Annotated in this window: 17 protein-coding genes; 10 read left to right on the forward strand and 7 right to left on the reverse strand. The window is 36.1% G+C overall.

The window, feature by feature from the left end:
• Positions 1 to 44: 44 nt before the first annotated feature.
• Together FFWV33_RS07340 and FFWV33_RS07345 are read right to left on the reverse strand one after the other, a co-directional pair.
• The gene (locus FFWV33_RS07340; RefSeq protein WP_108742492.1) at positions 45 to 1,199 is read right to left on the reverse strand and encodes a 5-(carboxyamino)imidazole ribonucleotide synthase; all 1,155 of its coding nucleotides are present in this window, start codon (positions 1,197 to 1,199) and stop codon (positions 45 to 47) included.
• Positions 1,200 to 1,307: 108 nt separating this feature from the next.
• The gene (locus FFWV33_RS07345) at positions 1,308 to 1,865 is read right to left on the reverse strand and encodes a hypothetical protein (protein WP_245891709.1); all 558 of its coding nucleotides are present in this window, start codon (positions 1,863 to 1,865) and stop codon (positions 1,308 to 1,310) included.
• 89 nt (positions 1,866 to 1,954) lie between these two features.
• Here FFWV33_RS07345 and hpt point away from each other — a divergent pair, with 89 nt between their 5' ends.
• The 4 genes from hpt (at position 1,955) to obgE (ending at position 5,654) form a co-directional block, all read left to right on the forward strand.
• Positions 1,955 to 2,488, forward strand: a complete 534-nt coding sequence (gene hpt, locus FFWV33_RS07350; RefSeq protein ID WP_170111541.1) for a hypoxanthine phosphoribosyltransferase — start codon at positions 1,955 to 1,957, stop codon at positions 2,486 to 2,488.
• A gap of 23 nt (positions 2,489 to 2,511) precedes the next feature.
• Positions 2,512 to 3,084, forward strand: a complete 573-nt coding sequence (locus FFWV33_RS07355) for an adenylate kinase (RefSeq protein ID WP_108740304.1) — start codon at positions 2,512 to 2,514, stop codon at positions 3,082 to 3,084.
• 270 nt (positions 3,085 to 3,354) lie between these two features.
• On the forward strand, positions 3,355 to 4,578 hold the full coding sequence (locus FFWV33_RS07360) for a hemolysin family protein (protein ID WP_245891726.1): 1,224 nt from the start codon (positions 3,355 to 3,357) through the stop codon (positions 4,576 to 4,578).
• Between the two features lie 74 nt (positions 4,579 to 4,652).
• Positions 4,653 to 5,654, forward strand: a complete 1,002-nt coding sequence (gene obgE / locus FFWV33_RS07365) for a GTPase ObgE (RefSeq protein WP_108742493.1) — start codon at positions 4,653 to 4,655, stop codon at positions 5,652 to 5,654.
• 80 nt (positions 5,655 to 5,734) lie between these two features.
• On the opposite strand, the gene FFWV33_RS07370 is transcribed toward obgE, so the two are convergent.
• The 3 genes from FFWV33_RS07370 to FFWV33_RS07385 form a co-directional block, all read right to left on the reverse strand.
• Positions 5,735 to 6,322, reverse strand: coding sequence for a Uma2 family endonuclease (locus FFWV33_RS07370; RefSeq protein ID WP_342748674.1), 588 nt, complete (start codon positions 6,320 to 6,322; stop codon positions 5,735 to 5,737).
• A 40-nt stretch (positions 6,323 to 6,362) separates the two neighbouring features.
• Complete coding sequence (locus FFWV33_RS07375) at positions 6,363 to 12,467, reverse strand: alpha-2-macroglobulin family protein (RefSeq protein ID WP_108740307.1); 6,105 nt, start codon at positions 12,465 to 12,467, stop codon at positions 6,363 to 6,365.
• Positions 12,468 to 12,778: 311 nt separating this feature from the next.
• Positions 12,779 to 13,768 carry a glycosyltransferase family protein gene (locus FFWV33_RS07385; RefSeq protein WP_108740309.1) on the reverse strand — a complete coding sequence of 330 codons (990 nt, stop codon included), beginning with the start codon at positions 13,766 to 13,768 and terminating at the stop codon, positions 12,779 to 12,781.
• Positions 13,769 to 13,967: 199 nt separating this feature from the next.
• On the opposite strand from FFWV33_RS07385, the gene FFWV33_RS07390 reads away from it, so the two are divergent.
• Positions 13,968 to 14,663, forward strand: a complete 696-nt coding sequence (locus FFWV33_RS07390) for a tetratricopeptide repeat protein (RefSeq protein WP_108740310.1) — start codon at positions 13,968 to 13,970, stop codon at positions 14,661 to 14,663.
• A gap of 43 nt (positions 14,664 to 14,706) precedes the next feature.
• Positions 14,707 to 16,062, forward strand: coding sequence for a UDP-N-acetylmuramate--L-alanine ligase (locus FFWV33_RS07395; RefSeq protein ID WP_108740311.1), 1,356 nt, complete (start codon positions 14,707 to 14,709; stop codon positions 16,060 to 16,062).
• 67 nt (positions 16,063 to 16,129) lie between these two features.
• On the opposite strand, the gene FFWV33_RS07400 is transcribed toward FFWV33_RS07395, so the two are convergent.
• Positions 16,130 to 16,759: a DUF1287 domain-containing protein gene (locus FFWV33_RS07400; protein ID WP_108740312.1), complete on the reverse strand. Its 630-nt coding sequence runs from the start codon at positions 16,757 to 16,759 to the stop codon at positions 16,130 to 16,132.
• A 121-nt stretch (positions 16,760 to 16,880) separates the two neighbouring features.
• Between FFWV33_RS07400 and radC the strand changes: the two genes are divergently transcribed.
• From radC to FFWV33_RS07415, 3 genes are read left to right on the forward strand one after another with little or no spacing between them, the layout of a single operon-like run.
• Complete coding sequence (gene radC / locus FFWV33_RS07405; RefSeq protein WP_108740313.1) at positions 16,881 to 17,573, forward strand: RadC family protein; 693 nt, start codon at positions 16,881 to 16,883, stop codon at positions 17,571 to 17,573.
• Positions 17,574 to 17,579: 6 nt separating this feature from the next.
• Positions 17,580 to 18,269 (forward strand): YjjG family noncanonical pyrimidine nucleotidase, encoded by a 690-nt coding sequence (locus FFWV33_RS07410; protein ID WP_108740314.1) that lies wholly within the window; start codon positions 17,580 to 17,582, stop codon positions 18,267 to 18,269.
• 39 nt (positions 18,270 to 18,308) lie between these two features.
• Entirely contained in the window at positions 18,309 to 19,064 is a 756-nt protein-coding gene (locus tag FFWV33_RS07415; RefSeq protein ID WP_108740315.1) for a hypothetical protein, read from the forward strand.
• 39 nt (positions 19,065 to 19,103) lie between these two features.
• Here FFWV33_RS07415 and FFWV33_RS07420 read toward each other — a convergent pair whose 3' ends face one another.
• Positions 19,104 to 20,381: a replication-associated recombination protein A gene (locus FFWV33_RS07420; protein WP_108740316.1), complete on the reverse strand. Its 1,278-nt coding sequence runs from the start codon at positions 20,379 to 20,381 to the stop codon at positions 19,104 to 19,106.
• A gap of 468 nt (positions 20,382 to 20,849) precedes the next feature.
• Between FFWV33_RS07420 and FFWV33_RS07425 the strand changes: the two genes are divergently transcribed.
• On the forward strand, positions 20,850 to 21,611 hold the full coding sequence (locus FFWV33_RS07425) for a rhomboid family intramembrane serine protease (protein ID WP_108740317.1): 762 nt from the start codon (positions 20,850 to 20,852) through the stop codon (positions 21,609 to 21,611).
• Positions 21,612 to 21,640: the final 29 nt, after the last annotated feature.

The raw sequence follows: 21,640 nt of genomic DNA on the forward strand, positions 1-21,640 counted from the left end.
TTATTGTCATTTTTGACCGCAAACTGCGACTAAAAACTCAAAAACTACTCACTAATAACTCTCAACGTATTCTTCACATCCTCAGCAATTCGTCTCGCTTCTTTAATGTCAGCGTTCACGATCGTTACGTGCCCCATTTTTCTAAAAGGACGAGTTTGTTTTTTACCGTAGATATGTGGTGTCACACCATTCCAACCTAAAACGGTTTCGATATTTTCGTAAACCACATTTCCAGAATATCCTTCTTCACCAACTAAGTTTACCATGATTCCGGCCACTTTACTTTCGGTATTTCCGAGAGGCAAGTCAAGTACGGCACGCAAATGATTTTCAAATTGTGAGGTGTAACTCGCTTCAATTGAGTAATGTCCAGAGTTGTGTGGGCGGGGAGCCACTTCGTTGATAAGGATTTCGTCGTCTTCCGTTTGAAACATTTCTACAGCCAATAAACCAACGTGGTTAAATTGTTCCGAAACATTCAAGGCAATCGCTCTCGCTTTTTCGGCAACAGCATCGTCAATGCGCGCAGGACAAATCACATATTCCACTTGGTTGGCTTCTGGGTGAAATTCCATTTCGACCACAGGATAGGTTTTTATTTCACCCGATGGATTGCGGCAAACAATCACCGCCAATTCATTCTTGAACGGAATCATTTCCTCTGCAATACATTCTACATCTGGCATACCTTCAAAATCGGTCGTGGCGCGAATTACTTTCACACCATTTCCGTCATACCCAAATTCGGTGCATTTCCACACAAACGGAATCAATATTTCTTCCATTTCAACCGCATGTTGCAACGCTTTTAAATCTGGAAAACGAGTATAAGGTGCCGATGGAATATTTTTCTGAGCATAGAAATCTTTCTGAATCCCTTTGTTCTGAATCAAACGCAAGGTTTTTGGCGAAGGATAAACAGGCAATCCTTCCGCTTCAAGTTTTTCAAGTGCCTCAAGATTTACCAATTCTATTTCAAAAGTCAAAACATCAACTATTTTTCCAAAATTGTAAACCGTTTCAAAGTCCATCAAATCACCTTGAAAAAATTGATTGCAAGCCACCTTGCTAGGTGCATCTTCACTCGGATCAAGGACATACGTTTGAATGTCAAATTTTCGCGTATCAAATAACAACATTTTACCAAGTTGTCCGCCGCCTAGAATTCCCAATTTAAAATCAGAAGAAAAATAATTCATTTGTTTTAGTTGTTGTTTATTAACACTCAAAAGCAGTTGCTTCGCTCGTGTCATAGTAGTTGTCTGTGTTACCGCAAAGATACTTTATATAGGTCAAATTGAAAAGTGCTATTTTAGTTTCTTCAAAATATGCTTCGATACGGCTTTGTAACCCGCGCTATGAGTGCTAAAATCTTTAATGAGAATGGTTTGCAATTCAGGGTGAATCCATTGGTATTCTAGTCCCAATAGGTAGAGGCAACGCATGGCATACACCTTTGCTGCCACTTTGCAATCTGTGATTAACCAATCAAAATGCAGTGCAATCATCTCTTGTCGCTGCACATCAGTAAATTGAATACTGCTGTTACCCGTTTTGTAGTGCGCTTCAAGCAGTAAAAACAACACTTTAGCAACGGGTCTAATCGCGCTTTCATTAGTCAAAAGTTTACTTTTAGAACAAATCAAGGGTACATAAGGTTGCAACCACTCCAGTTTCTCATACGCTACGAGTTCAAGTGCCCAACAAGCTTTGTAGTGGTCTTCATTGTCAATTTCGAAACAAATTCGCATAAAGGTATTCATCAGTTCAGGGTGCTCCATCACATAGTTGGCGGCCATTTGGCGACTATTTTTATAGCCTGTTGTCTGCGCAATAATAGTGGTCAATTCGTTCATGATACTCATTAATAAGCTTTAAAAATACAAATTATCAATCAATTGCAATACTCAAATGTGAATTCTGTATCTTTGCCCTTTATTTTAAATCCCAAAAAGTGATTCAACTACATGACAAGATGTTTGTACCCTTTATTTCTGCACAAGAAATAGACGATGCAATACAAAGTTTAGCTAAACAAGTAGAGGCCGATTTTGGCCATGAAACCCCAGTTTTTATTGGTGTTCTCAACGGTTCATTTATGGTTGTTTCAGATTTCATGAAATACTATAAAAAAAACTGTGAAGTTAGTTTTATAAAAATGGCATCGTACCAAGGTACAACGACTACCGAAGTGGTTAAGGAATTAATAGGTCTAAACCAAGACTTAACAGGACGCTCAGTGGTAATAATCGAGGATATTGTTGATACCGGAAATACCTTGATTGAATTAAAAGAATTGTTCAAAGCTCAAAATGTAAAAGAGCTGAAAATCGCTACTCTTTTCTTTAAACCAGAAGCCTACAAAAAAGACATCAAAATTGATTACATAGGTATCAGTATTCCAAACAAATTCATCGTTGGATTTGGATTGGATTATGATGAATTGGGACGCAATCTACCCGAAGTATATCAGCTAAACGATAAATAAAAAAATAACTACACATAACTATCATGATTAACATTGTTTTATTTGGGAAGCCAGGAGCAGGAAAAGGAACACAAGCAGAATTCTTAAAAGAAAAGTACAATTTGACACATCTTTCTACAGGAGATATTTTTCGTTTCAACATGAAAAATGATACCGAATTAGGGAAATTGGCAAAATCATACATCGATTTAGGAGACTTAGTTCCAGACGAAGTGACTATCAAAATGTTAGAAGATGAGGTGAATAAAAATACGCAATCAGCTGGATTCTTATTCGACGGATTCCCACGTACAATCGCTCAAGCAGATGCGCTAGATACCTTCTTGAAAATTAAAAACTGGAATATTACAGCAACAATAGCCTTAGAGGCAGATGATAATATTCTAGTTGCTCGTTTATTAGAAAGAGGGAAAACCTCAGGAAGAGCTGATGATCAGGACGAAGAAAAAATTCGTAACCGTTACGATGAATACAATGAGAAAACAGCACCTCTTATAGGGTACTATCAAGAACAAAATAAGTTTCACGCCGTTGATGGTATCGGAACAATAGAGGAAATCACGCAAAGATTGACACAAGTTATTGATAATTTGTAGCCAATCCAGCTGTACGTTACAAGTCCTCGTTCCAAAAACTATTTTTCTATAGTCATAAAAGGAGCTTCTTTCAGTCGCTCTTTTTTGCCAAGAAAAAATTAGTTTACCCAACTCCGGGCTTTACACTAACATCTGGGCTAAAAAAATAAAAAGTGGTCGTAAAAACCATTTTCGAATACCAACAATGCAAAAGTTTACACGTTACATAAAAGTAAAAAAGTGGAAGTAATTATTATTTTTTTTCTGATTCTCCTCAACGGAATCTTCTCTATGTCTGAAATCGCATTGATCTCAGCAAGAAAAAACCGTTTGGAATCATCTGCAAAAAAAGGGAACAAAAGTGCCAAAATAGCACTAGAATTGGCAAACTCCCCAAACAAATTTTTGTCAACAGTACAAATCGGAATTACCCTAATCGGAATTTTGACTGGTATCTATAGTGGTGACAAAATCACGATGGATGTCCAAAATTATGTGGCTACGTTTGATGTACTTAAACCTTATGCTGCACCCGTAGGAGTTGGTATAGTTGTAGTTATATTAACTTTCGTTTCATTGGTATTGGGAGAATTATTACCCAAACGAATTGGGTTAAATTATCCCGAATCAATCGCCAAATCAGTAGCGATGCCCATGAAAATCGTTTCGATTGTTACGGCGCCGTTTATTTGGTTACTTACCACTTCTACCGAATTTTTGTTAAAGGTGATGCAAATCAAACCTTCAGCAGATGGTAAGGTAACAGAGGAAGAAATTAAAGCCATCATCAAAGAAGGTACAGAGGGTGGAGAAGTGCAAGCGATAGAACAAGATATCGTAGAACGTGTTTTTCATATTGGGGATCGAAAAATCAATTCATTGATGACCCATAGAAAAGCAGTGGTGTTGCTACCTCTAGATTCAAACAAAGTCGAGGCTCGTGCTTCGATTCTTCAAGAGATTCACTCTATCTATCCCGTTTATCGTGATAATTACGATGATATCGTTGGAGTAGTAGAACTGAAAAATATTTTTGCAGATATTGAAAATGACGATTTTAGTTTGCAAAAAAGCATGGCGCCTGCACATTATATGATGGAGTACACGTCTGTGTATAAGGCGTTGGAAGAATTTAAAAAATCAAGTATTCGTTACGCAATTGTGTCCGATGAATATGGTGTTTTTCAAGGTATGATTACCTTAAACGATATCTTGGAAGCATTGGTTGGTGATGCCTCTGAGTTTAATAAAGAAGAGTTTAAATTAGTAGAAAATCAAGACGGTAGTTGGTTCGTAGACGGTCACTATTCTTTACACGATTTTTTAACTTATTTTGAATTAGATGATTTAATCAATGATTACGAAGTTACAACCGTAAGTGGATTAATCATGACCGAATTAACACACATACCCAAAGAAGGCGAAATTCTTATTTGGCAAAAAATGGAATTAACAGTCATCGATATGGATGGCGCAAAGATTGATAAAGTAATGGTGAAAGCCATTAAACATTAAAATAGTTCTCAGTCAAAGTTTTCAGTTGCAGTATGCACAGAAAACCGAGACTGCGACTGAATACTAAAGGAATTATGACGGAAGGGAATTTTGTAGATTACGTAAAAATATTTGTTTCATCTGGTAAAGGTGGAAAAGGATCTACTCACTTACATAGAGAAAAATTTATTGAAAAAGGTGGGCCAGATGGTGGTGATGGTGGTCGTGGTGGACACGTAATCTTGGTTGGAAGCAAAAGTCTTTGGACTTTGTTTCACCTTAAATTTGCTCGTCACGTCAAAGCTGGTCACGGTGGAGATGGAGGAGGAGCACGTAGTACAGGTTCTGATGGTGATGATAAATACATCGAAGTACCATTGGGAACCGTAGTAAAAGATAAAGAAACAGGCGAAATCCTTTTTGAAATTACCGATGACGGAGAGAAACAAGTTCTTTCTCGCGGTGGTAAAGGTGGATTGGGTAACTGGCACTTTAGAAGTTCTACAAACCAAACGCCAAGATATTCTCAGCCTGGATTACCAGGAACGGAGATGGATGTGATTTTAGAATTGAAAGTCTTGGCAGATGTTGGTTTAGTAGGTTTCCCGAATGCGGGTAAATCAACTTTACTATCTGTACTAACTTCTGCAAAACCAAAAATTGCCGATTACCCGTTTACAACCCTAAAACCAAACTTAGGAATCGTAGCCTACAGAGATTTTCAATCGTTTGTAATTGCCGATATCCCTGGAATTATTGAAGGTGCGGCAGAAGGAAAAGGTCTAGGACATTACTTTTTACGTCATATTGAGCGTAATTCGACACTATTGTTCCTAGTTCCTGTTGATACGCCAGACATCAAAGGAGAATACGATATTTTGGTAAACGAATTGACAAAATACAACCCGGAAATGCTTGACAAAGAGCGTTTGTTGGTGATCTCAAAATGTGACATGTTAGACGAAAGTTTACAAGCAGAGCTTAAAATAGAACTAGACGAAGCGTTCAAAGACATACCTTATATGTTTATCTCTTCTGTTGCCCAACAAGGTTTGACAGAGCTGAAAGACAAATTATGGAAAATGTTGAATGATTAATTAGTCTAAGTTTTAAAATACAAAAGTCCGTTTCTTGATAGAAACGGACTTTTTGGTTTTTAACTCTAATTACTAAGGATTTATTTAAAAATTTCTTCTAAAACAAAATCCAATTGCGGGAATAGCGGACTTGTTATTGTATCTTCTTCAATCAAAGGATGTAATCCAATGAACTGATCGTTTTTTAAAACATAGATAAAAAACGTTTTTTCTATTGGGTTAACGATCCAATATTCTAAAACTCCAGCTTCTTCGTATAAGTCAAATTTGTATTTCAATTCTTTTTTTGAATTTCCAGGAGAAAGAATTTCAATAACTAGATCAGGCGCTCCAAAAGCTCCTCTTTGGTCCAATTTGTTATCATCGCAAATTATACACAAATCGGGTTGTACTACGGTAAAGACCTCACTGTCATTTGTCGACTTTTTTTTATCTAATAATCGAACATCAAATGGTGCAGAGAATAGATTGTATGAGTTTTTTTTAAAGCAATTGCATAAAACTCCTGTCAAATTACTTGATGTTTTTTGATGTAACGTTCCTGGTGCGCTCCCTAATTTGTATAATTTGCCCTTGTGCAGTTCGACTCTATCTTCAAATAACCAAGTCAGGTATTCGGCGTATGAATAGGTTTGTTCAAAGTCTAATTGATTAATGTTGGTTACCATTATTTGTTCGTTTCTTCAAAGATAAAATAATTAAATAGTATTACTCCTTAACATTCACTCTTATCCCTTTGGAATGGCTGGAGAATTCAGGAGCATACATACTTTGTATCGTCGTTATTCCATTCGAAAAATCCCCTTTGTTATTTACTCGAATATCGTATTCCAAAACGTAAGTTCCTTTGTTGATCTTATCGAAAAAGAAATGTGTAGCAACATCTTTAGTGCTTTTGTAAAATCCTAGTCCGCCTTTGTATTCATAACCTGAAAGAACATCTATGGGCTCAAAACAAGAAGCACGTAGGTCTTTGAGATGTACAAATTCCATATCCTCCTTGGTTGCTACAACCAATCGTACTGTTACCAAATCACCGATTTTTAAATTATTTGTCGTACTTATTTTTTGAAGTACGTTGCCTTTGTCGGTAGCTTTTTTGAGGTACAACTCTTTATTAACAGATAAACTTGTATTGGTATTGCTTTTAATATTGTCTAAAACCTCAAAATACTGCCAATAAATGCCGCCATAGCCAGGTACTTTTGATTTGTTTTCGATAACAATCGTTGCCATGTCTTTTTTGATTTCGTCGGCTTTCCAGTTTATTTTTAAGTATCCTGTTTCAGCTTCCTTTTCGTTCTCAGCTAGTTTTTTAGTGAAGATTTTTTGGTCACCTATAGATATTTTGGTGTTGTCTTTCACGCTCAACCAATCGCTCCCTTGCAGGAGTAATGCGTACACAGCCTCGGTCGTAGCTTTGGTTGTAGGCCAGTTTTTGGTCTGTTTGTTTTTGAGTAACCATACTTTCATGGCATTAACAGCTTTGGTATCATTAGTAACTTCGGTAAAAGCTTCAATCAATAATGCTTGCATTTCAATAGGTGCTTGATACCAATACCAACCCGATTTGTTAGCAATCCAATACATGCCCCAATCTTCATTATTAGATGCAGTTTCTTTTAAGCTAGTGATGATTTTTTTGGCGGTTTCTTTGTCGCCAAATCTATGGAGCACCAATGCTGCCATTCCTTTTTCATATAAGGTATAATTCAACCAGTCTTTTTTGAGTGCGGCTATGTTGGCTTGAGTTGCTTTCTGTACTTCGCTTCCCAAGGGATATGCTTTTAAATAGAAACTACGAGTGTATAAATAGTGCAGGTCAGTACTTGTATTTAACCAAATTAATTTCCCGCTTTCTGTGCTGTTTTTGATTCTTAAATTATAATTTTTAATGAATTTCGAATCGACATATGGAATTCCTTTTGCTGCGATTGTTGCGACGCTTTCGGCTATGATGGCATCCGTACTCAGTTTTTCTAAATGTCCCAAACCGGCAAGAATGTGTCTTGTAATGTATTCGTTTTCGTCACTACCGTCGAACCATGCAAATCCGCCAGAAGCTTTTTGTTTTTGCTGTAGCTTACTAAATATCACTTCTTGGCTATTTTTCATTTTTTCTAAATCAAAAAGTGTTGCCAATTGTTGCTTCTTTTCGTCTTCGGTTTTTGCATCATTCAACCAAGGTGTTTCGGCAAGGAGTATTGATTTCAATTCCTCATTTACTTCTAGTTTCGAATTTAATTTACCATTTTTTCTCCAATCTTCAAACAAAGTAGCGATTTTTGGATTGCTATTTATTATGGTTGTCGCCATAGCATTGGCATAGAAACGTGCAAAAGTTTGTTCGGCACACTCGTGTTCATATTCCATCAAATACGGCAAAGATTGCAATGCCATCCAAGTAGGGTTGGAGGTGTATTCTAAGGTGAGTTGGTGGTTACGAAGGGTGGTCGAACTATTATTTTTTAGGTTTTCAAAAGTATATTCTTTAGTACTGTTTTCACGTACCCAAACCGGAATACTTTCGGTTACCAACATCGAATTGGTTAGCACCGGAATTATGTTTTCTTCCCCATCAGAATAGTTTCCTGCTTTTGCCAGAACCTTGTATTGCAGTGCCTGCACACCCACGGGCACCACAATTTTCCAGCTGGCCGTAGTATTTCCCATGGCATTTACTGAGAAATTCTGAGTTGTTTTGATGTTCATCATTTTGCTGTCTATCGGTTGCATAGTGGTGGCGTCAAATAGTTGTAACACGGCCAAACCGGTTTTGGGTTGAGCAGTCATGTTGCTGATTTTGGTTGTAATAGTGATGGTGTCTTTCTCTCTCAAAAAACGAGGGAAATTTGGTGTAACCATTAATTCTTTTTGAGTAATGACATTTTGTTCCATGTAGCCCGAAACAGCATTTTTATTGTGAGCAAACAATCGCAACTTCCAAGCCGTCAATGCCTCAGGAGAAGTGAAATTAAAACTGATAGTTCCTTTATTATCTGTGCGCAAATGCGGAAAAAAGAATGCCGTTTCAGAAAGGTTAGTTCTTGTTTTTACTTGACTGGCGATTTGATTACCCATAGTAGTAGGTAGACCAGTTGAATCTTTTTCTTTTTTATTTGTTCCATAACCTACCACAACTATTTCTTCTGCTTTTGCAGTAACAGGTTTAACAAATTTTACTTGATCAACTTGTGGAGCTTTAGGTAGTGTTATTGTTTTAATGCTTATCGGCGAGTTACTTACCTTAGCATCTACCACAGTCAAAACGGCATCGGGGTCGCCATGAATGGTCATGCCATAATAAAAACCAAACCAGTTTAATCGTGTTTGTTCATCGATTATTTCAAATTGTGGTAACTCTAAAGGAACTAAATAAGTATAAGTTGTTGCTTTACTTAGGTCTTTTGAAAAGTCGATATTATTATAGTTGTACTCATGAAAACCAAGTGGTTGCCAATCAACCTTCGTGAACTGATCTAATGAACGGTCATACATTGATGCCAAAACTTCCGATTCTTTTTGTGTGTTTTTTGTGTTTAATTTAAACGACCAATTTTCAATTTGGCCTGGATCAATTTTGGATCTCATACTCTCAATAGTCCATGACAAAGTTGGACTTATTTCTTTCAAAGCAATTTGTAATTGTTGACTAAAATTATCATTTTCAAATTGGGACTGAAAGCCAATTCCAATGCTGTTTTTAAATTTTTCATCAACAGGAATTTTTATTATAGCGACATTATTTTGCAAGTGGAAGCTGTTTTCATAAAAGGTAGATCCTCTGTAATTTCCCTCAACTGCAATGTACAAAGTAGGAATGCTAGAGGTGATTTTTAATGATAGATAACCATCTTTTTTTGGGTCGGAATTTACTTGTTTTACAGTAAATAACTGATTAGAAACATATTTATCTGTGTTTTGCTTAATTTGGAAAGTAGTACTACTTTCTATATTGTTTTTAAAGTTATCAAATGACGATGCAATTATTTTATAATGTCCTGATTTATAATTCTTAATGAAGTCAAGTTTTACTTTTTTGCTTTTCTCTGTATCAAAAGTGGTTGAGAAAAGTAATTGTTCTTCTTGAATCGTATCATTATCTGAAATGTAGATTTCATAAGGAAATAATAATTCGAATTCGGCGTCTGTAATAGTTTTTATTTCTGGTTTTTGAAAAGTTCTAGGTTTGAATTTTTTAGAAATTGGTCCAAGGTAATATAAGTTTAATTCCCCTTTTGTATTTGTAAATTGGTTATTAAGGTTTGTGGACGAAATTATAATTTCATTTTTTTGATCCGTTTCGATAAGTTGTGGAATAGAAGCATTGAGTATTAAATCATGATATCCTATTTTTATAGTAGTTTGTGTAGAATGAGTTTCTCCGTTAGAATCGGTAAGAGTAGCATTTACTTCATAGTTGAAAACAGGTAGTTTATCATTTCTATCAGTGCTGCTCGGTACTGCTTTGAAAGAAATAATAAAATTACCAATACTATCCGTTGTAGTTTCCGAGGTTACAAGAATCTCTTCTGATTGATGGTTGTAATAATTTCTATAACTATTTGTATTACGCGTCACGGTGTAGCTCACTTTTGCATTTGATATGGCGCTACCTGCAAAAGACTTTCCGTTTCCTTTGATTTTTACTATGTCATTTAGTTTATATGGATCTACTGTCGGTTCAAATATAATCTCAAATTTGGGACGTTTGTATTCTTCTACTTTAAATCGAATGGAAGAATAATCTAGATTTAAAGTGTCCCAGAATGGTGTTTTAGTTTTTTCTTCTAGCGATTCAATTTGGGTTAGTTCTCCTTCAGATTCTTCTGCTTGAAGTATAAATTCTCCCGTCAAGCCAATTTTAGGTAAAATAAATTCACCTGAAAAAGAACCAAATTCGTTTGTATAAACTTGGAGCTCTTTGATTGTCTCATAATTTGGATTTTTAATCGATAATTTAAAAGGGATTTTGGAGATGATACTTGAGTTGTTTCCTTTTTTTTGAATAGCGATATCTTTGAAATAAACAGTTTGTCCTGGTCGATATATGGCTCGATCCAAATAGAATGTTACCTTGCCTTTGTGGATACTACTTATATCTTCCTCAGAATAGGTGGATTTATATGGTAAATAATTTCTGTTTATTTCAATAGTATCATTTTCTGTTGTTACCGTTAGTGGGTATGAGTTGAAGTTATTGGAGACTTTGTTTTTATAAGTTGCAATTCCGTCTTGGTTGGTTAATATTTTAAAGTCTTTTGTTGACAAAGTTGCGTGTGCAATAGGTTGTCCTGTCTTTCTATCAATAACAGTATATTTATGAAGTCCTTGGTTTGTGGAGGCAAGTACTGAAATGTTTGAAACAATAATGCTTTCAAAACCAAATGATTTATGGCTGTCGTGGTTTGTCTTATTTTCAAAGTAGACCAAGTAAAGCCCTTTGTCTAGTTTTGGCAAGAGTACCTCTGTAGAATATTCAAAATAGTCATTTTTGTTTTCTAATTGATATTCTTGATTTAATACTGGAAGTTTTTTTTGTATAAATAAGTTAGCCAAACTATCTTTCTGAATATTATTATCATTCATCAAATCAAAAGTTTCTTTGTTAATTTTATAGAATGAAATATTGATGTTATTGGCATTTTTATAAAGAATGTAAGCTCTTGCGTTTTCTTGATGGTAGGTATATTGCTGTAGGTTTACCTGAATTGTTTCCGCAGACAATACTGCTCTATGTTCAATTGCTTGAAAATAGGCATTAGACTGATTGTTTTCTGCAATTATTTTGTCAAGTTCCTTGATTGCAAGAATATTATAATCAGGATGTACTGTTTTTGATGCTTGCCTTGCATATATTGTTGCTTTTTCTTCTCTAATTTTTTGCAAAGATATAATGTTAGTTGTTTCATTTTCTAGTCCTTGGAGGATTGAAAGCAACGCATCGTCAGACTTTATAAGATACCTTGAACAAAATAATATTCTAGCTAATTTGTTATCAATAGTAGGGCTGTTTAGTTCAAGTTTTTGATAAAGAGATAATGTTTTTTTAAGTGACTTATTTGTTGAAAATTCTAAATTTAGTGATGTAAAGTCATGACTATTGCCAAATAGTATATTTTGCTTATCAATAAAATCTTTGGGATCATATTCCCATTCATTTAATTTCGAAGTATAATAGGTAATGTTCTCTTTCAAAATAAAGTCTAAGAGCGTTTCTTGCTCAAATTTGTTTAAATCATAAAATTCAAAAATTTCTTTATAGTGTAGTAAGGGTGTTTTCTTTAATAATAATTCATTCTCTAGTGTTTTGTCAAAAGCTTTGTCTATGTCTACATTTGTGTTTTCAAAATCTTCAAAATTGTTAATTTGTGCAACTGCTGAATCTTCTTGAACTGCTATGGTCGCGACAGCTATCGAATCATTAAGAACCGCTACTGTGTCGACAGCAACCATTGTACTATCATAAAAGTAATTGTTTTCTCCTTGTAAGTATTTTGCAGACACTAGGTTTAGAATGGCTTTGGATGGAATAGATACTTTTTTGATGCTATTTTGAAGGTTACTTATTATGGTAACTTTGGAATTTTCGTCTAAAACTTGTAAATATTTAGATTTAAAAAAGAAGCATTTGATAATGGTAACTTCATCCTTTTTCGCAACTGCTTTTTTATAAATCCCATCTACAATCGCGTCTGCCGATTTTATTTTGCCTTCTTTTTCCATGGCAATTACTGCTTCCCATTTTTTATCGAAATTTTGAGCGAATAAAAATTGATTAAGTAATAACAGTGCAAGTATGTATTTTTTCATGTCGACAGTTTTATGTAGAGAGAGTGTTTTTCAACAAAAAGTTGGGATAGGGTCTAAAAATAATGTTTTTATATGAAAAATAGTTCTTTTTATCCTGAGTCATTGTCGGTTTTTGGTTTTTTGTGTGAGGGATTGCAGTGGAAATCCTTGTGGCGGTGGCGATTAAGCCGCCACAAGATTGGAACGGAAAGCCCGACCCGCCTCTAGATTCTACGGAATTCGGCGGGGCACACCCATATTGTTTTATAAAAAAATCTCATTACCAGAAAATATTTTCTGATAATGAGAAGGTAGTGTTTGAAAGCAGAAGGTTATTTTTTGTAAGTATCAAATAAATATTCTAATGTTTCAGGAATGTTGTTGGCTTGCATAGTGGGGTAGGTGATGTCCATATCGAGCCAGTTTTCTATGATTTGTCCAAAGTCATCGCCGGCTTCGTATACCACGGGTACACCAAGTTTTTTGAGGGCTTCGGCATTGCATTCTTGCTCGTAGTGGTTTTTTATGGGTATGGATAGTATTTTTTTACCCAGGTACATTGCCTCGGCTGGAGTCTCAAAACCACCTCCTGTGATGATACCGTCACAATTGATTAGGCTTTTGTTGAACTGTTTTTGTCCCACCGGAAAATAACGGATATTCCCAATTACATGCTCTTGTTCGACAGTGTCCAAAAACCAATGGAAGTGCACATCTGGCACCGATTTAAATGCTTTTTCTAAACAATCTTTGTCGAAAGAGGGCAAGTAAACGGTGATGTGTCCGAGATTTTTTGGTGTGCTATTGACTATGATGTCTTTTATAATTGGAGGACGAATGAAGGAATCGTAGTTCTCGAAATGCAGTCCTAGGTTTTGTGGTGCCGGAGCATAATGTTTGAAGATTAACTCGCCCATCAAACTTCTTTTGTCAGGTCTTGGTGTTTTTGCAGATATAAAGCTGGCTTGGTGACCAAATTGAACTGAATGTACTTTTTGCATTTTGCAGGCCAAGGCAGTAACCGAATCGAAATCATTGATGACCACATCGTACTTTTGCAAAGGCAAATTGTCTGCGTCTTTGTAAATTTGTCGGGGTCTAATGTTCTTGACAATGTTAGGATAATGTAAACCGCCACATTTGCTATAATACAAACTACAGCCTTTGCTCTTAAATTTGACGGGAAGATCGGTGGCTAAGCTTGCATTGTTGCCACTGAGAAAAAAGTCAACTTCGCCAAATTTTTTTAAGTACGGATATAGTTGTGTTGCCCTACTGATGTGCCCGTTGCCAGTGGCTTGGATCGCATAAAATATTTTCATGTAGTTGTGATACTAGAAACTGTCAACTTTTTTGGTCTGAAAATTGAAGCTCTAAATTAATCAGACTAAAGTATAAGGTAATTGTTAGGAGAAGGTTTTTTAAAGTTTTTATTACCGTTATGATTTGGTCAAATAATTTTCTAGTGGAGGTTGGTCAAAAATTAGGGCTTTCCTATAATATTTTCTTTATTTTTGAAGCATGAAATATCTATTTATTTTATTATTTCCGTTTTTAATGTTGGCACAGTCAAATTTTGATAAGGCCAAGGATAGTTTTGATATGGGCAAAAGTGACTTGTATCAAAAGCAATACGAACAATTGTTGAAGTCTGATCCCAATAATCTGAAGGCATTGGAAGGCCTTGGCGATATTGCGGGCTTAAACAAACAATGGGACAAGTCTTTGGGCTATTATGAAAAACTAAAAGCCTTACGCCCCTACGAGGCCGACTACCACTACAAGTACGGTGGCGCTCTAGGTATGAAAGCCTTGGAGGTCAACAAATTTAAGGCCTTGGGCATGATTAGCACGATTAAAGAATCCTTTGAAAAAGCTATTCAGCTTGATCCCAAACACATTGAAGCACGTTGGGCTTTGGTCGAATTGTACATTAAACTACCCAGTCTTATTGGCGGTAGTGAGTCAAAAGCAATTAAATATTCTAATCAGCTCGCTTTACTCTCTGCCGTAAATGGTTATTTGTCTCGCGGTCATATCGAAGAGTACTATGAGCGCTATGCAAATGCTGAGTATCTATATAAAAAGGCAATTGTTGCAGGAGGGTCAAAGCATTCGTACCAAACTTTGGTCAATTTATACAAAAATAAAATGGACGCTCCAGACAAAGCAAATGCCGTGTGGAACGATTACAAACAAAAATATACAACCAACTGATTTGATTATCATTTTGGTAAACAACCTATAAACGAAATAAGAAATGAGAACACATTTTATAGCTATTGGCGGTAGTGCTATGCACAATTTGGCCTTGGCACTACACAATAAAGGATATCAAGTTACGGGTAGCGATGATGCCATTTTTGAACCTTCAAAATCACGTTTGGACAAAAAAGGAATTCTTCCAGCGGACTTGGGTTGGTTTCCCGAAAAAATAACGCCAGATCTAGAAGCGATTATCTTAGGGATGCACGCCAAAGCTGATAATCCGGAATTGCTGAAAGCACAAGAATTGGGTTTAAAAATCTATTCGTATCCAGAATTTTTATATGAACAATCCAAAAATAAGACCCGCGTCGTTATTGGAGGATCACACGGAAAAACAACCATCACTTCAATGATTTTGCACGTGATGCATTATCATAATATTGCAGTAGATTACATGGTAGGTGCGCAGTTGGAAGGTTTTGATACGATGGTCCACCTGACTGAAGAAAATGATTTTATGGTGCTAGAAGGAGATGAATATTTATCATCACCAATTGATAGACGTCCAAAATTTCATTTGTACCAGCCTAATATTGCCTTGATCTCTGGAATTGCTTGGGATCATATCAATGTTTTTCCTACCTATGAGAATTACGTGGAGCAATTTGAAATTTTTGTTGCGAAAATCACGAACGGTGGTATTTTGGTATATAATGAAGAAGATCCTGAAGTAAAACGTGTGTCTGAAGCTGCTGGGAATCCTATACGAAAATTACCATACACAACACCAAATTATAAAGTAGAAAACGGAACCACTTTGCTAGAAACACCAGAAGGTGATATGCCTATTGAAGTGTTTGGAGCGCATAATTTGAATAATTTGGCAGGTGCAAAATGGATTTGCCAAAACATGGGTGTCGATGAAGCCGAATTTTATGAAGCCATCGCCAGTTTTAAAGGTGCTTCAAAACGCTTGGAAAAAATAGGGGAGAGCAAAAATAAAGTAGCTTACAAAGATTTTGCACATTCGCCAAGCAAAGTAGCCGCGACGACCAAAGCGGTAAAAGAACAATATCCTGACCGCAAACTGATTGCGTGCCTAGAATTGCATACCTACAGTAGTTTGAATGCCGAATTTTTAAAAGAATATGAAGGCGCTCTAGAACACGCTGATGTTGCAGTTGTGTTTTATTCGCCAGATGCCGTAAAAATTAAACAGTTGGAAGAGGTTACTTACGATCAAATTGCAACTGCTTTTAACCGCAAAGATTTAATTATTTACACCAACCCCGTAGCCTTCAAAGAATATCTTTTCGGATTGAATTTTGATAATTCGGCTTTGTTATTAATGAGCTCAGGTAATTATGGCGGACTTAATTTTGATGAGGTAAAAGCCTTAATGATGTAATATTTTGAGGTAAGAGCAATAATTTTATTGGGTACTAGTACTACTCGGTAATTTGAAGTTGTTGCTCTTACTCTTTTTTATATTTATAATGCCCTACAATTTTGTAGTCAAATAAGCAATCTTCTAGTACTTGTCCGCCGCCTACATTATGCACAATGAGGTTTCGTTGTCCATCTGCTGATTTTTTGTGCGTGATAATACCAATGTGAGGTAATTTATCGTTAATCATCCAAGTAACTATTTCTCCCGTTTTGTAATCATTGCCAAGTGTACTCACAGGCAGTTTTTGCCCTTTTCGTTCAAAAAACACCTCCAAATTTGGAACTCTTCGGTGGTCTATATTGGTATCAGTTTTAGTCATTCCCCATTTTTCAAAGTTTGGATATAAAGCAAAATTGGACAGCATATCTTCGTGAACTTCTTTCTGTAAATCAATTTTTAGCTTTCTATACGTGCGTATCACTACATCTGTGCAAACGCCTGTAGTAGCAGGAACATCTCCATTTGGGTATTGTATCGAAATGTAACTTGGATCATATCGTATGCTAGGATTTAGTATTGATAATGCGGCATCAGATAGTTTACGTTCAAACGAAGGTGGGCTGTTTTGTGTACTGAGCACCGCAATTTTACTTTTTTCCTTTTCGATACAATTCGAAAATAAAAGACACAGTAATAAAAGTGGAAAAACTCTCATCTTTTTATTTTAAAAGTAAACAATTTTCAGTTTAGTATCGAAATAAAATGTAATCTCATTACCTTTTTTATGTAGATTAGCGTACTGTGAGATTGGCTAGCTACTTAAAAATTAATTTGTTATGGAAAACAATCATTTCCCAATTACCCATTGGTCTGAGGACGACAAACCTCGTGAAAAATTAATGCTCAAAGGGAAAGCAGCCTTGAGTGATGCTGAGTTAATAGCTATTCTTATAGGTTCAGGTAGTCGCAACGAATCGGCGGTAGAGTTAAGCAAACGAATCCTAAATTCGGTTGGGGGAAACCTAAATGCTTTGGGCAAAATGTCTTTGTCACAGTTAACCGAATTTAAGGGGATAGGAGAGGCAAAGGCAATTTCGATCATGGCGGCCTCTGAGTTAGGGCGCAGGCGTAGGGCAGAGGATGCAGTAGAATTAACCAAAGTAACCTCGAGTAAACTGGTTTTTGAGATTATGCAACCTATTATAGGTGAACTGCCACATGAAGAATTTTGGATTTTATATTTGAATAATTCTAATAAAATAATCTCGAAAAGGCAATTGAGTATCGGAGGCATCACGGGCACACTCGTAGATGTGCGATTGGTCTTTAAAAATGCTTTGGAGTTGGGAGCAGTATCCTTAATTTTATGTCACAACCATCCATCAGGTACCTTGGTCCCGAGTGAAGCAGATAAGAATATTACTCGAAAATTAAAAGCGGCGGGAGACAGTCTAGAAGTTAAAGTTTTGGACCATTTGATTGTTACCGAGAATAATTATTTTAGCTTTGTAGATGAAGGAATTTTTTAAGCCATTATGAGAGTACCACACATTACAGACGTTTTTTTTGATTTGGACCATACCTTATGGGATTTTGATAAAAATTCGACACTAGCATTCGACACTATTTTATCTCAAAGACATCCAACGATTCAGATTGATGATTTTATTAAAGAATATGTTCCAATCAACCAATCTTGTTGGAAATTATTTCAATACAATAAAATAACCCATCAAGAACTCCGTTATAATCGTTTGAAGTTCTCTTTTGATGCTTTGTCTTATTCGATCAACGATGACGAAATTGATTTTATTTCTGATCAATATATCGATATTTTGCCTGATCACAATCATTTATTCGATGGTGCCTTTGAGATTCTTGATTATTTAAAATCCAAATATACCTTGCATATTATTACTAATGGTTTTGCTGAGGTTCAAGATCGAAAGATGAATAATTCGCTGCTTACACCTTATTTTGCTACAATTACCAACTCAGAGATGGCAGGTGTCAAAAAACCGAATCCAGCCATATTTGAATATGCTTTGGAAAAGTCAAAAGCAAAAAAAGAAAGTAGCATTATGATAGGCGACTCTATAGATGCAGACGTACAAGGTGCGCTTGATGTGGGTCTAGACGCTATATTTTTTGGAGAATATAGCAATGACTTATCATCGTCCATAAAGCAAGTCGATCATTTACTCAAGCTGAAAGATTTTCTTTAATTCCCTTTAAAAACAACAACTCTAACAATACGAATAAACATGAAAACAAAATTAATACTATTATTTGCAATACTTTCAAACTCAATTTTTGCACAATCAATTAATGATTATGCAGCTGTTATTGTACCCACAAAATTTAGTTTTTTGAGCGAAGAAAACCAATACCGCTTATCGACAATCACCAAATACAATCTGGAGGAAGCTGGTTTTGTTGGTATTTATTCAAATGTAAATTTTGCAGATCAATATCCAAACCGATGCAGCGTATTAAATCTAGACGTAGTCAAAGATTCTGGTTTTTTGTCTACCAAATTATATATTGAATTCAAAGACTGCTTCGGAAAAGTAATCTACACATCAGAGGTAGGTAAGAGTAAAGAAAAAGATTTTGGTGAGGCATACAAAGAAGCTTTAAACAATGCATTCGAGTCTGTAAAAAAATTAGGATACAAATACAACGGTAACGCTGGATCAGGAAATGTGGTAGCCGCTACTCCCGCAGTAGTCAAAGAGCAAGTAATGCCAGTTAAGCAAGTCGTAGCCGCACCGGTTTCTACAGTTGCTGCAACAGTAAACGAGGCAACTTTATACGCACAACCTACAGATACAGGTTATCAACTAATTGACAAAACGCCAAAAGTAGTCATGAAGTTGATGAAAACCGGTAACCCAAATTCATTCATCGCCATCAAGGGAGACGTACAAGGTATTTTGACATTAAGAGACAATCAATGGTTTTTTGATTCATACCAAAATGGCGCCTTAGTATCTGAGGTTATAGCAGTAAAATTTTAAATAATTGCAGCCAAAAGCAAATGGCCAAGTGCCAAAAGCTTAATACCCATATTTATCTTTCCAGCGGTTTTTCAAAAATTCTCGAGTTGTATTTTCTCGAGAATTTTGCCCTGGATTATACAATACCGTTTTAGATAATTCTTTAGGCAAATATTCTTGGGTTTCAAAATTGTTTGCATAATCATGTGAGTATTTGTACTCATCACCATACCCCAATTCCTTCATTAATTTCGTTGGTGCATTCCTTAAATGGATAGGTACCGACAAATCTCCTGTTTGTTTTACTAGTTGTTGTGCATTATTTATCGCCATATAACTACTGTTACTTTTGGGCGAAGTAGCCAAATAAACCGCACACTGACTCAATATTATTCTACTTTCAGGATAGCCAATAGTGGTCACCGCCTGAAACGTATTGTTAGCCATAATCAAGGCCGTTGGATTTGCGTTACCAATATCTTCACTGGCAGCAATTAGCATTCTGCGAGCAATAAATTTCACATCTTCACCACCTTCTATCATTCGAGCCAGCCAATAGACAGCTCCGTTTGGATCACTACCGCGTATTGATTTTATAAAAGCCGAAACGATGTCATAATGCTGTTCACCACTTTTGTCATACAAAACCGTATTTTGTTGTACCAATTGCAAAACCAAACTATTCGTGATTTTTATTTCGTCTCCAGCAGAGGCGTTTACGACCAATTCAAAGATATTCAATAACTTACGTCCATCACCACCCGAAAGTCGCATTAGCGCCTCTGTTTCATCTAATTCTATTTTTTTAGTCTGTAAATAAGGGTCTGTTTTCAGTGCTCGATGCAATAATGACAATAAATCATCCTTTGTAAACGAGTTTAATATATAGACTTGACAGCGAGACAGCAAAGCGGGAATCACCTCAAAACTCGGGTTTTCGGTCGTGGCACCAATCAAAGTAATCCAACCTTTCTCTACAGCGGCCAACAAGGAATCTTGCTGTGATTTGCTAAAACGGTGAATCTCATCAATAAACAAAATCGGGTTTTTGGCTGTAAACAAGCCACCACTTTGTTTCGCTTTGTCAATCACTTCCCTGATGTCTTTCACACCCGAATTAATGGCGCTAAGTACAAAAAAAGGTCGTTTCGACTCTTGTGCAATGATTTGTGCCAAAGTCGTTTTTCCTGTGCCAGGAGGTCCCCATAGTAGGAGCGAAGGGATGATTCCTCTTGCAATTTGCTGTGTTAGCGAGCCGTTTGGGCCTACCAAGTGCGATTGGCTTATGTAGTCTTCCAACGATTGTGGGCGTATGCGTTCTGCTAAAGGTGCTTCCATTTGTTTAAATCGGGTATCAAGAATCGTTAATCGTTAATCATTTCTACAAAATTAAGCATTCTAAATTTATTTTTAGGAGCTATTTCCTGCTCCCGACGCTTCGAGATGCTATATCTTTTTATTTCGAAAAAAAAATCAAGAGAAAAAGGATACTGCTCCAACCTGCCTGCCGGCAGGCAGGTCAGGGTTAGGGCAGTTGGTTTAAAAATGAAATTGGTTTTTAACTACTACTTGCAAATTCAACAAACTACCCCATGAATTTTACAATAGAAAAAGAAAACAGCATTAATGTGGCTCAAAAAAATCAAATTTAATTCATGTGGATTTGAGGAAATAAAAATACTTTAAAATAAAATTAGTGCTTTAGCTTCTTAAAAGCAGATGCTCTGAAATATTTAAGAACTATGACAAAATTGCACTAAATTGCGTTTGGAGTCATTATTGATTTCCAATCTTCAAATTTATAGCATGACTCACGATTTTAAATATACTAATAGCGTTTGGGCGTTACCACTTTTTTTTGTGCTTTCGCTCTGGATTGTCTATTGGCTTCAAATACGCTTTGACTTTGATTTTTTTATTCACGGAATATATCCACGCACTTTTTTAGGGTTGCAAGGCGTTGTTTTTAGTCCCTTTATTCATTCCGATCTAAGTCATTTGTATAATAATTCGTTACCACTTTTTGTATTACTAGCAGCTTTGCAGTTTTTTTATGCCAAAGAAGCAGCGTCGGTCATGGTATTCGGAATCCTATTTTCAGGCTTGGGCACATGGTTAATTGGGCGTTCAAGTTTCCATATTGGAGCCAGCGGATTGATTTATGTCCTTTTCAGTTTTATATTTTTTAAGGGGATTATCAGTAAATACTACCGATTGGTTGCCTTGTCACTAACGGTCATCGTAGTGTATGGCGGAATGGTGTGGTATGTTTTTCCAAAGGGAGACGAAGTAGTTTCATGGGAAGGTCATCTCGCTGGATTTATAACGGGGCTCGTACTAGCTTTTGCTAAGAAAACACCAGACTACCAAAAACCTATAAAATATGATTGGGAGCGTCCAGAATATGATCCTAGCGACGATAAATTTATGCAACGCTTCGATGAAAACGGAAATTTTGTTAAGCTCCCGGAACCTGAGCCTGAGCCCGAACCTTACTTTTATTCTGATTGGAATATTAATTACGAGATTACCGAAAACAAAAAAAACGAATCAGAGCCTGAGCTCTAATTCGTTTTATAGTACTGAATAGGTGAACC

It is taken from the genome of Flavobacterium faecale, assembly GCF_003076455.1.
In the GTDB taxonomy this organism is placed as follows: Bacteria; Bacteroidota; Bacteroidia; order Flavobacteriales; family Flavobacteriaceae; genus Flavobacterium; species Flavobacterium faecale.